Below are 8,980 nucleotides of genomic sequence, written 5' to 3'. Positions count from 1 at the left end.
TATTAAACGAGCCGCACAGGCGTGTCATCGCCGATGCAGCTCTGACATCCACAGCTTGATGGGAGCAATAGATGCTGGGAATTATCCTAGACGACCTTCCGCGTACTCGCCAAGAGGCGATTGACACAAACTCAAAGTATTATTTTACACTCAAGCCATGTGTAAATGGACACCTGACATACCGTAAGGCTTTAACTCGTGACTGCCATGATTGTGCTATCGAAAAGCTAAAACGCTACCGACAACGGCATCCCGAGCGCATCAAAACACGCAAAAAAATTTATAACGAGCAAAATCGAGAGCGGGTTTGCGCCTCGAAAAAAGAGTACAACCGGCGAACTGCAGTCGCCAGACGGGCTCAGAACACAATATGGATGAGAAACAATAAGGAGCACGTTCGACGCTATACAGCGGAGCATAAAGAACACCGCCGTACATATATTAAGGAATACCGCAAGCAATTTCCCGAGAAACACAAAGCACATAAGCGGAATCGCCGGGCAAGATTGGCTGGTGTGACTGGATCTCACACGCCTTCAGAGATACAGGAAATCAAAGAGCTTCAGGGATGGAGATGCTCCAACTGCAAGGTTTCTATTAGAAAAAAGTATCATGTCGATCACATTATGCCGATAGCACTAGGCGGCTCAAATGATAAATGCAATCTCCAGATACTATGCCCGACTTGCAACCTTAGCAAGAACGCTAAACACCCGGTCGCGTGGGCGCAAGAGCAAGGTCGGCTTTTGTGACCCGTTCGGCGTGACCGGAAACTTCCCGTTCAGCGGAAGAACGGACAGGCCACGACGGGCAAACGCGAGAGCGTGCGACATCATTTGGAATGCCTCGCCGGTATCTTGTCGGACAATGCGAGATCGAACGCGCCGGTCACCTTGCCGATGGACATATCCAGACGATGCAGTTCCAGCTGCACATCACCAAGGATGATCGCTCCGTACCAGACAAAGAAACCTGATGCGGCCACGCCACCCGTCAGAACGCCGGAGAGGAAGGCAAGACGGGCGGTCATGCTGCCTCCGCCTTCTGCCCATGCAGCACCGCAATCAGGGCGTCTGGGAACAAGGCCGGCATCAGAACAACGACCTCGCCGACCTGCGCCCCGCCGCTGGTCAGAGCGATGGTCCGCCAACCGCGCGCCTCGGCATCGTAAATTGATGCGGTGTAAGCGCGTTCCTTGAGCCATTCGGGCAGGTCGCGCAAATTGGCGTGGCGGCGGATGATGAAGGTGTCTGACTTCACGGCGTCCACCCCGGCATAAATCCGCCAAAGGGAAATCGCTCGTCCGGCCAGAAATCGATCACGTCCTCAATCGGATCGCCCAGCTCGAAATCCACGAAATCGCCGACCGCCCAGACGGCATGAATCTCGCTGCCGTCGGCGGTCTGAACCATCAGGTTCGATTGGAACGGGACCAAATCCGCCTTGGCGCGGTCGATGGCGGAGGCGTTGAAGGTGGTGGTACGCATGACAGTCGGCTTTCTCTGAATTTATCCTTCAGGTTAGCGGTTGATGAATGGACAGCGTCTGGTCAAAGGTCAGTAGCCAGCACCTCTTTGACGAACTCTACGTTCAACCACACCAGCACCGACTCCCAGTTCGCACGGTTCGGGAGATAGATCGGTCCATGCTCGTCAATCGTTTCGAGTAGGGCAGCTTTCAGGTGCTTAACGATCTTTTCGGCATCCACGCCTTATGCCCTCGCCACCAAAAGCCCGTTCTCTATCCGCACCGTTCCTTTTTGTTCTGAAATCCATTGATTGATAAAGGCCACGGCAGGTCCGACTTCTCCCTGCTTCGCTTCCGGGCTGCACAAGTCGGTAAAGAGCGTGCCGAGCAACAAATCACGATCGCGCTTCCAGGCCCACCATGTGTTCACTTTTCCAGGGACAAGCCCCTCAAGGCCGAGCGCATGGGCCTCGAAGTCGATCTTCCCGCGTTCGACGCCATCCTTATCTACGAACCGACCGATCATCTCGCCATCATATGCATCATCAAAATTGATTTTATGACGACCTGTACGGTAAGCCACGCTATCAATGTATTTTCCGATAAAACATGCCGGGAAAATGACCCTGACGACTTTTGCGTTAGATGACACCACGGCCTTGATGCAATGGCGTGTCGAAGAATTGTCAGACATAAGCGTTTTCTTTCTCGATTTAGCGGGTGGTAACTGGGCAAGGCTTGATCATCCTAATAGATACAGCCGACGTCAGGCCCGCAACTAACGAGGCCACTTGCGGGATGCACATTCGAATTTGCGTGGATCAGCTCCAGCAGTGGCCGGTAATCGTCCGACGGCAGCGGGCGGTTGTCGGCGATAACCATACCGTCAAAGCAGCACATGCCGCCGATCGGATTGAAGTTAGTCTGGTAGCTTCCCGTGATTTTCTGAAAGAAATCGTCCGCCAGCCAGACCGGCGCGCGGCTGTTAAAGACATCGATGGAGAGCTTCATAGTCGGTCCTCCACTGCCGTGAACAGCCACAACGAAAACAGCGCCGTCGTAATCAGCATCACTGTGACGGCAGGATGCGCAGGAAATACTGCAATGCACCAGGTCAGGCCAATACCGCTTCCCGCCATCAGGAGCGCCGCGACAGCGACTGTGCAGTGGACCGCGAACTTTGAGTGCTGGGCGAGGACGGCCTGGTCCTTATAATCGTCACGGTCCATTTTGATCCGCGTCACCCCAGCAATGGCTTGAAGCCCTTCGTTGTCGTTCATCTTAAATTCCCCTTCGTCCTGATATTTGTCGCAGAGCTTTGTCAGGCGTTTGATTTGTTTGCTTGTAAGATCCGCCATTTTCTCCATCCCGTGCTAAAATACGATAGAGTATATTCTCACACAGAGACAGGCAGTACAATCCGCTTTCTGAGAAACTTTATTGCGTATTTATACTGGCTATATTCAATCCTTGATAGGGAGTTATCAATGTGGAAATACTTCAATATGAGAAAGCAAAGATCGAAACCGCGCGAGTGGCGCCAAGAGCAAGGCATGTCACTCGAAGACATATCAACGCGAGTGGGAATAGCCAGAGGCTACATCTCCGAATGCGAAACCGGGGTGAAGTCAGCATCCGCGAAGTTAATCCGGGCCTATGAGACTCTATCCAAGGGACAAATCACCTCGCTCAGCTGGCCGTTATATTATTCCCGTTGAGATTGTTTCGATCTCGTGTAATGATAAGCATCACCCGTTCCATCGACTGGGAAACTTAAACAAGGAGAACGACCATGGCCGCGAAAGCAGCACCGAAGAAATCAGCCACCCCTGCACCCGCAAAGAAAGCGCCGGCCAAAGCGGCCGTGCAGAAAGCGGCGGCGAAGATCGCAAAGACGCCTATGAAGAAAGCGCCCGTGAAAAAAGCGAAGGCTTGATTCATCAGGGCCATCGTGAACAGTGCGCGATGGCCCGAATGAGCCAGGTCGGTTCAGGTCGCAAGACCCAACAAGCAATAGGGATAGCCCATGCAAAACAACTTGATTCAGTTCTTCACCTGCGATCATCTGCCGCAACATCTGAAGACGGTCAGCAAACCGTTCGGCGATCTCGCCCGGCAGCTTGAAGTCGATCTCCCGGCTAATCCCGAAAAGACCGTAGCGATGCGCAAGCTTTTGGAGGCGAAAGACTGCGCGGTTCGGGCAATCCTGTTCAAAGCGGATGTCACTCCCCAGTCAGCCCCCGCTGACCCAAACATCGGCGACACCAAAGCAGCCTGATTTGCCAGGCGGCGTGCTCAGGCGCGCCACCGCGTAAACCAGGAGGAAACAGTGTCCTACGATAAAAACCAGTCGGCTGCCTATCTGCAACGAAAGGCCGATCTTGCCGCCCGCCGAAAGCGCCAGCGTTCCCGAAGATCCGCATTCGATCCCAACATGGTCACGGCGTTCGCCGCCCGCTGGAAAGCCGTCCGCGCGAAGAATGGTGTAGGACGGCTGCCCCGCAGCAAAGCGGTGCCCGCCCAGTAATGCCAAAAAAAAATCGCAACATCCAAGCCCGGATCGAATATGCAGAGATCAACGCAACGCGAACCCGCAAACCGGCTAAGGCTCGCGCGCCGGCGCCGTCTGATCCGGCTGCGGTTGATTGCGCGCAACACGATCAATTCGCCTGGGAGATCTACCTGTTGCGTGGCCTCTACGCCGTCCACCCCCAGGACAAACGCCTGAAGCCCCACGAGCGATTTCTGCTGCGGTTCGTGTTCTGGTCAATCCACAAGGACCGCCGCGCATGACCTACCGCATCATTATAACCAAAACGTCCCCGTTTTCGCCGGATGAATGCGTCACCGAGGCGGTGCATTGCGCGACGAAGAAGGAGCTCGACGAAAAATACAGCGCGCTCAATCATCGACGCGGGCGGGACATTCTCAGCATTCGCGTGGAGCATTCGGACGACCGGAAGGTCGAGAATTTATAGGGAGCCGTGCTTAAAACCAAAATGCCGCCAAAGGGCGCCGGTCGCTCCGACATTTTTCAAACCGAGCGCGGTGCGGTTGGGATTGTGCTCCCCTACATCCCACGCAGCTGGACCATATGGGAGTCGGCATGCGGACAACGGCAAATCGTTCGCGACATCGAAGACGATGGCCGAAAAGTGGTAGGTACCGATATCGCGGATGGGTTCGACTTCATGTCGCCCCTGGCTTCCGCTCAATTTCAATTTGATTGCATCATAACTAACCCGCCTTACTCGATCAAAGACGCATGGCTTCAGCGATGCTTCGATATCGGAAAGCCGTTTGCCCTGCTCCTGCCGATCACAGCACTCGGGGAACAGGGGCGGGTCGCCATGTATCGAAAGAACGGGATCCAACTGATCCTCCCACCCGGACGCATCCAGTTCACGACCCCGAACGGCAAGGAAGGGGGGTCCTGGTTTTACGCAGCATGGTTCTGTCACGGCCTCGACCTGCCCTCACAAATAACGATCCCGGAGGCTGCATGACCCACAACCCGTCCCCCGACTGGCACCGCCGCCACTTGGCCGGCGAAACCTACACCCAGATCGCGAAATCGGCCCACGTCTCCCGCAACCGGGTGGCCGGCGCGATCAAACGCCATCGCGACGAGCTGGCCGGTCGATCCGCGCCGCGCCGGACGCCCAATACCCCGCGTGCCCCGAGCCCGCCCATCGTGCGCCCTATCAAGCCAGACATCGAGCTCTCCAAGGCCAAGCGCCAGGCCGTCGACCGCCTGAGCCTGGATCGCTTCAGCGCCGCCGTGGAGGCCCGCGAATGCCTGTGGTGGGATGGAGATCTGCGCGACGGGTCGGCGGCCTTCTGCGGCGCCTCACGGGGGCGAGGCCGATATTGTCCCGAGCATGGGGCGCGGGCGTTTAAAGATCGGCCAGCGGCGTCGTGACACCGTTCGAAGCGAGAGTGATGGGCGTTGCCAGACGGCTGAAAGCCTCGCGGCGGGATATCACGAGCCCGACGATCGCCGTCCTGCTGAATCGAAGCCCGAACCAGGTGTCGTCTGCCTTAAGCGCGCTTCTCCGCGCCGGGCGGCTGGTGATCCGGCCGGCGATCGGACCCGGCCGACAAAATGTCTATGACATCGCGCCCGAGCTGGTCATCCCGAAGACATTTCCGGTCACGATGTGCCCGCCGGGTTATGCGGATGGGTATGGGTGGGGAGACGATTAACCGAACACCAGCAAGGGCAGCTGCAGCACGCCGGAACCCAGCAACAGCACGAAGCCGATCTTTTGGAAAACCCGTCGGGCCAACAGGCGGGGGTCGGTACCAACCTTCGCCTCTTGGGCCTCTGCGTGTAACCAGCGTCGCATTAGCCAGAAGCCCAGCCACATCAGACCCGGCCAGAATACACTGAAAACCACGCAGATCTGAAGTTGCACGAAAAGTCTATATCCGTCCCTGTGCTCTTCATAAACAGCTACCGCCAGCACAGCAATCAGAAGCCCGACGACCAAGCTAAAAACTAGCATGAGCAATACTGATTTACCGTCGCTGACTGTGAGTCTCGCGGTATGACCCGTTCCCCTGATCGCGCTCGCCATTTGCACAAGTGAAGGAGAGTCCAACACCGACGACCACAGAAGCACATGCGCCGCCAGCATGCCCAACAGGATGCCTACCAGGCCGGTAGTTTTAAGCCTATCGAAATGGCCGAAGCTGTACCCACTAGAATTCAGCACGCCAAATGCGATCATGTATACCCCAAGCCAGATCGACACCTTTCGCGGCAAGGTCGGTACGCCCTCGGCATCCTCCGCGCATCCAAAACGCAATAATGTTCGCTGCACAAATCCGTTTCGGCGAGTCCTCTGAGCCAGAGCCCAATCATCCATCACGACATTCCTTGTTGACCGACCGCGCGGCATTGAACTGATCGGTGGTATCGCGATGTAATTTTGCCGAAGTTCCCCGACCCCGCTTGCCGTCTTAATCGCGTCGCAGGAGCGGCGCCCTCCTTGTATCGTTTAGCATCTTCAAACGGACGTGAGCTCATCCCGCCTTGGCCTGCTGTCTGGCGTTAACAGCTCCATGCTGAATAAGCCCCTCGCCGCCGCCTGCGCGGCATCCGCCGTGATTATCGCACAGCTTTCTGGTGCAAGCTTCCGCCCGGATCGAGACCCTCAAACGGATCAATGGTATCGCAATCTCGACAAATCCGCACTCACCCCGCCTGGCGCGGTTTTCGGTATCGCCTGGACTATCCTCGATTCGCTCCTGGGTTACTCCGGCTATCGCCTGATGACATCCCGCCCGAGCCGGTCGAGATCGGCGGCCTTTTGTTTTTGGGCGCTGAGCCTTACAGGCGTCGTTGCCCACCCGTGGACCATGTTCAAGCGCCGGCGGCTCGACGAAGCGACCGCGGTGACAGCCGGTATGATCGGGAGCGCTGGCGGGCTTATCGCAACAGCCGCCAATGTTGACCGACGAGCAATGTGGTTTGCGACGCCGCTCGGCGGGTGGGTCATCTTCGCGATGTACCTGCAGGTGGAATTTGGCGACGAAATCGCGGGAAATGACGATGGCGCGGCGTCAGGGCCTGGCCTGTCATTCATCATTAAGATTATGACATCCCTCTCGATTGCCCGAGGGATCCTTTACCGGGTGGGCAGCGATGAACTTGTCGATGACAGCCTTGCAAACCTCCCTGTCCCTCGCCACGCCGCCGAGCACGCGGGAATCAAGTGCGGGAAGGCCGTCCTTGCAGCGCAATCCAGCGGGCGCTCTTTCACCGGCCCTTAAACCCAGGCACATCTCGTCCGCGCTCAGCGCGACCGACCAGCGCGCCGCTTCTCGCAGACAGGCTTGGGTATCGTCGGGAATACTAACGAGCGACGAATCAATCTGTCCGCGAATATCGAAGTAGCACTGGGGGTGATAGTCAGAAAGCGCCATCCGCCGTCGGCTGTCCGCACTATGGATAAGCTTTCTCGCAACATCGGCCTGCAAGTCGACGCGCGCGCGGATGACCTGATCTATAGCGCGAACGTCCGTCTTTCCCCCCGTATCCGGCGTGTCAAGAATTCCCGCCTTTTTCCACAGGTTGTAAATTGAGCCGCCAGTCGGATACTGGTCGAGTTTATCCAGGCCGATATCGATCGAGTTTACCGATATCTTTTGAATGTCGGTCGCCCTCGCATAATCGAAGTATAGGTTTCGACGGAGATTAAAGTTCGTCGAGCCAAGAACATCCGTGGCCTCGGAGACCTTGCTTATTATTCCGTTTACGAGCCCAAAAGCCCCAAGCGGAAACTCACCGCTGCCGCTTCCAGAAGGGCCTGTCGTATCGGTCACGCTCGAATTGATGACGAAAATGAAAGCCGCATCGCCCGGTCTCATCCGAACCTTCTGGAGCTCATCCTCAGGGACATCCGACCGTCTTTCACCAAAGGCGAGTTCCGCCAGGATATGGTAGATCTCGACAATGCCCTGGTTATCGTTCGTGCCGCCGTCCGTGAGGGTGATGATACTGTCATCCTTGTCCTTGCGGCAGAAATCGGTGAGCTTCGGCTGATCAATCAGCACCGGGAACGCACCAGAAGCCGCGACAGCCTGGGAAACAGGAAGTTGGTCGAGATCAGACCGAATGAGATCGAAATATACGTCTGTATAGGCAAAATGGTAGAATTCGTCCGGCGTCCGGCGCCGCAGCCAGCCACGGGTGACGTTCGGGCTGTCACCATAGCAGGAAAGCCTGTCTCCTGACCCACCCAGGCCGGCCCGGTTCGCGCTCACGATCGTCGAGTTCACCGCGAGCAGCGGGCGGCGCGGGTTCACGTCCTTGAAAAGTAGCTGACGCCCGCCGTCGAAGGTGTGTCCGAAAAAGCGGTCATCGATGTAGCTGGCAAAACGATCGGAACTTATCGTTCCCGGCACGCCAGGCACTACAAGGCGGGCGATTTGCTCATACACAAGGCGCGTATATCCCTGCCCGACGGTCTTCAGCACGTCGTCATGCCGCCAGACCAGGCCTTTATCGTCTTCCGCGAGACGCCTCTTGCACACCTCGTTCCGATCGTCGCCAGGGTCACAGGACAGCGCGTAGACGCCCGCCGTGAAGCTGCCGCCCGAGACCGAAGACACGACATCGGTCCGGTGCAAAAGCCCGAGCGCCTGCAGATAAAACATCGATTCGGCTGAGAACACCGCGGCCTTTACTCCGCCGCCGCTCAAGGCGAGCGCGATGAAGTCTGACTTCCCGGCCCGGCTCTTGCTGCACTCAAGTGCGAGGGAGTCCCGCGTTAAGCCGAGGGGAACGTCGACGTCCCGAATGCAATCGGCATCCGCGCGCCAACGGATAGGCTTCGACGTCTGCTTTCCCGCCCGTACGTTCGGCGGATCCGGTGGGGAACAACTACCGACAACAAGGGCGAGCATCAGCGCGACCAAACGTATCATTGGTTTTCCTTCCCCCAGCCACCGTTGTTCAAGCGTGGAAGCGCCAAGCATAGCCTTCCTTTATGCCTGGCGACAATAT

At 57.0% G+C, this 8,980-nt stretch carries 17 protein-coding genes and 1 pseudogene; 8 read left to right on the top strand and 10 right to left on the bottom strand.

Annotated features, from left to right (window positions below):
- The first annotated feature begins 71 nt into the window (after positions 1 to 71).
- Positions 72 to 752 carry an HNH endonuclease gene (locus tag ACQY4Y_RS16770; RefSeq protein WP_428491742.1) on the top strand — a complete coding sequence of 227 codons (681 nt, stop codon included), beginning with the start codon at positions 72 to 74 and terminating at the stop codon, positions 750 to 752.
- An 80-nt stretch (positions 753 to 832) separates the two neighbouring features.
- Here the strand turns inward: ACQY4Y_RS16770 and ACQY4Y_RS16765 are convergent, their stop codons facing one another.
- From ACQY4Y_RS16765 to ACQY4Y_RS16735, 7 genes are all read right to left on the bottom strand, one after another.
- A complete protein-coding gene (locus tag ACQY4Y_RS16765) occupies positions 833 to 1,030 on the bottom strand; it encodes a hypothetical protein (RefSeq protein ID WP_428491741.1) in 198 nt (65 codons plus the stop codon).
- Entirely contained in the window at positions 1,027 to 1,260 is a 234-nt protein-coding gene (locus ACQY4Y_RS16760; RefSeq protein WP_428491740.1) for a hypothetical protein, read from the bottom strand. Before ACQY4Y_RS16760 ends, ACQY4Y_RS16765 begins: the two co-directional genes overlap by 4 nt.
- A complete protein-coding gene (locus ACQY4Y_RS16755; protein WP_428491739.1) occupies positions 1,257 to 1,487 on the bottom strand; it encodes a hypothetical protein in 231 nt (76 codons plus the stop codon). The genes ACQY4Y_RS16760 and ACQY4Y_RS16755 overlap by 4 nt, the downstream gene beginning before the upstream one ends.
- 62 nt (positions 1,488 to 1,549) lie before the next feature.
- Positions 1,550 to 1,708, bottom strand: a complete 159-nt coding sequence (locus ACQY4Y_RS16750; RefSeq protein WP_428491738.1) for a hypothetical protein — start codon at positions 1,706 to 1,708, stop codon at positions 1,550 to 1,552.
- 3 nt (positions 1,709 to 1,711) lie between these two features.
- Positions 1,712 to 2,161 (bottom strand): hypothetical protein, encoded by a 450-nt coding sequence (locus tag ACQY4Y_RS16745; protein ID WP_428491737.1) that lies wholly within the window; start codon positions 2,159 to 2,161, stop codon positions 1,712 to 1,714.
- 53 nt (positions 2,162 to 2,214) lie between these two features.
- The gene (locus ACQY4Y_RS16740; protein ID WP_428491736.1) at positions 2,215 to 2,478 is read right to left on the bottom strand and encodes a hypothetical protein; all 264 of its coding nucleotides are present in this window, start codon (positions 2,476 to 2,478) and stop codon (positions 2,215 to 2,217) included.
- Positions 2,475 to 2,825, bottom strand: a complete 351-nt coding sequence (locus ACQY4Y_RS16735) for a hypothetical protein (RefSeq protein ID WP_428491735.1) — start codon at positions 2,823 to 2,825, stop codon at positions 2,475 to 2,477. The genes ACQY4Y_RS16740 and ACQY4Y_RS16735 overlap by 4 nt, the downstream gene beginning before the upstream one ends.
- Positions 2,826 to 2,954: 129 nt before the next feature.
- On the opposite strand from ACQY4Y_RS16735, the gene ACQY4Y_RS16730 reads away from it, so the two are divergent.
- A complete protein-coding gene (locus tag ACQY4Y_RS16730; protein ID WP_428491734.1) occupies positions 2,955 to 3,185 on the top strand; it encodes a helix-turn-helix domain-containing protein in 231 nt (76 codons plus the stop codon).
- Positions 3,186 to 3,240: 55 nt separating this feature from the next.
- Here ACQY4Y_RS16730 and ACQY4Y_RS16725 read toward each other — a convergent pair whose 3' ends face one another.
- On the bottom strand, positions 3,241 to 3,408 hold the full coding sequence (locus ACQY4Y_RS16725) for a hypothetical protein (RefSeq protein WP_428491733.1): 168 nt from the start codon (positions 3,406 to 3,408) through the stop codon (positions 3,241 to 3,243).
- Between the two features lie 85 nt (positions 3,409 to 3,493).
- Between ACQY4Y_RS16725 and ACQY4Y_RS16720 the strand changes: the two genes are divergently transcribed.
- The 5 genes from ACQY4Y_RS16720 to ACQY4Y_RS16700 all read left to right on the top strand — a co-directional run bounded on the left by ACQY4Y_RS16720 (position 3,494) and on the right by ACQY4Y_RS16700 (position 5,389).
- The gene (locus tag ACQY4Y_RS16720; RefSeq protein WP_428491732.1) at positions 3,494 to 3,745 is read left to right on the top strand and encodes a hypothetical protein; all 252 of its coding nucleotides are present in this window, start codon (positions 3,494 to 3,496) and stop codon (positions 3,743 to 3,745) included.
- Between the two features lie 51 nt (positions 3,746 to 3,796).
- Positions 3,797 to 3,994, top strand: a complete 198-nt coding sequence (locus ACQY4Y_RS16715; protein ID WP_428491731.1) for a hypothetical protein — start codon at positions 3,797 to 3,799, stop codon at positions 3,992 to 3,994.
- Positions 3,995 to 4,256: 262 nt separating this feature from the next.
- Positions 4,257 to 4,445, top strand: a complete 189-nt coding sequence (locus tag ACQY4Y_RS16710) for a hypothetical protein (RefSeq protein ID WP_428491730.1) — start codon at positions 4,257 to 4,259, stop codon at positions 4,443 to 4,445.
- A 6-nt stretch (positions 4,446 to 4,451) separates the two neighbouring features.
- A complete protein-coding gene (locus ACQY4Y_RS16705) occupies positions 4,452 to 4,973 on the top strand; it encodes a hypothetical protein (protein ID WP_428491729.1) in 522 nt (173 codons plus the stop codon).
- Positions 4,970 to 5,389, top strand: a complete 420-nt coding sequence (locus ACQY4Y_RS16700) for a GcrA family cell cycle regulator (RefSeq protein ID WP_428491728.1) — start codon at positions 4,970 to 4,972, stop codon at positions 5,387 to 5,389. The genes ACQY4Y_RS16705 and ACQY4Y_RS16700 overlap by 4 nt, the downstream gene beginning before the upstream one ends.
- 280 nt (positions 5,390 to 5,669) lie before the next feature.
- On the opposite strand, the gene ACQY4Y_RS16695 is transcribed toward ACQY4Y_RS16700, so the two are convergent.
- On the bottom strand, positions 5,670 to 6,338 hold the full coding sequence (locus ACQY4Y_RS16695) for a hypothetical protein (protein WP_428491727.1): 669 nt from the start codon (positions 6,336 to 6,338) through the stop codon (positions 5,670 to 5,672).
- Positions 6,339 to 6,534: 196 nt separating this feature from the next.
- Between ACQY4Y_RS16695 and ACQY4Y_RS16690 the strand changes: the two are divergent.
- A pseudogene (locus tag ACQY4Y_RS16690) lies at positions 6,535 to 6,984 on the top strand (TspO/MBR family protein); the annotation flags it as partial.
- 66 nt (positions 6,985 to 7,050) lie between these two features.
- Here ACQY4Y_RS16690 and ACQY4Y_RS16685 read toward each other — a convergent pair.
- Positions 7,051 to 8,901: a patatin-like phospholipase family protein gene (locus tag ACQY4Y_RS16685; RefSeq protein ID WP_428491726.1), complete on the bottom strand. Its 1,851-nt coding sequence runs from the start codon at positions 8,899 to 8,901 to the stop codon at positions 7,051 to 7,053.
- Between the last annotated feature and the right edge of the window lie 79 nt (positions 8,902 to 8,980).

It is taken from the genome of Rhodopila sp., assembly GCF_965277165.1.
Taxonomy (GTDB): Bacteria; Pseudomonadota; Alphaproteobacteria; order Acetobacterales; family Acetobacteraceae; genus Rhodopila.
This window is presented reverse-complemented; position numbering and strand designations above follow the sequence as displayed.

Excerpts from the sequence above, each read along its gene's own strand:
- ACQY4Y_RS16710 (WP_428491730.1), top strand. The coding sequence starts at position 4,257 with ATGACCTACCGCATCATTATAACCAAAACGTCCCCGTTTTCGCCGGAT.
- ACQY4Y_RS16770 (WP_428491742.1), top strand. The coding sequence starts at position 72 with ATGCTGGGAATTATCCTAGACGACCTTCCGCGTACTCGCCAAGAGGCG.
- ACQY4Y_RS16735 (WP_428491735.1), bottom strand. The coding sequence starts at position 2,825 with ATGGCGGATCTTACAAGCAAACAAATCAAACGCCTGACAAAGCTCTGC.
- ACQY4Y_RS16755 (WP_428491739.1), bottom strand. The coding sequence starts at position 1,487 with ATGCGTACCACCACCTTCAACGCCTCCGCCATCGACCGCGCCAAGGCG.
- ACQY4Y_RS16695 (WP_428491727.1), bottom strand. The coding sequence starts at position 6,338 with ATGGATGATTGGGCTCTGGCTCAGAGGACTCGCCGAAACGGATTTGTG.
- ACQY4Y_RS16730 (WP_428491734.1), top strand. The coding sequence starts at position 2,955 with ATGTGGAAATACTTCAATATGAGAAAGCAAAGATCGAAACCGCGCGAG.
- ACQY4Y_RS16740 (WP_428491736.1), bottom strand. The coding sequence starts at position 2,478 with ATGAAGCTCTCCATCGATGTCTTTAACAGCCGCGCGCCGGTCTGGCTG.
- ACQY4Y_RS16685 (WP_428491726.1), bottom strand. The coding sequence starts at position 8,901 with ATGATACGTTTGGTCGCGCTGATGCTCGCCCTTGTTGTCGGTAGTTGT.
- ACQY4Y_RS16720 (WP_428491732.1), top strand. The coding sequence starts at position 3,494 with ATGCAAAACAACTTGATTCAGTTCTTCACCTGCGATCATCTGCCGCAA.
- ACQY4Y_RS16700 (WP_428491728.1), top strand. The coding sequence starts at position 4,970 with ATGACCCACAACCCGTCCCCCGACTGGCACCGCCGCCACTTGGCCGGC.
- ACQY4Y_RS16725 (WP_428491733.1), bottom strand. The coding sequence starts at position 3,408 with ATGAATCAAGCCTTCGCTTTTTTCACGGGCGCTTTCTTCATAGGCGTC.
- ACQY4Y_RS16745 (WP_428491737.1), bottom strand. The coding sequence starts at position 2,161 with ATGTCTGACAATTCTTCGACACGCCATTGCATCAAGGCCGTGGTGTCA.
- ACQY4Y_RS16765 (WP_428491741.1), bottom strand. The coding sequence starts at position 1,030 with ATGACCGCCCGTCTTGCCTTCCTCTCCGGCGTTCTGACGGGTGGCGTG.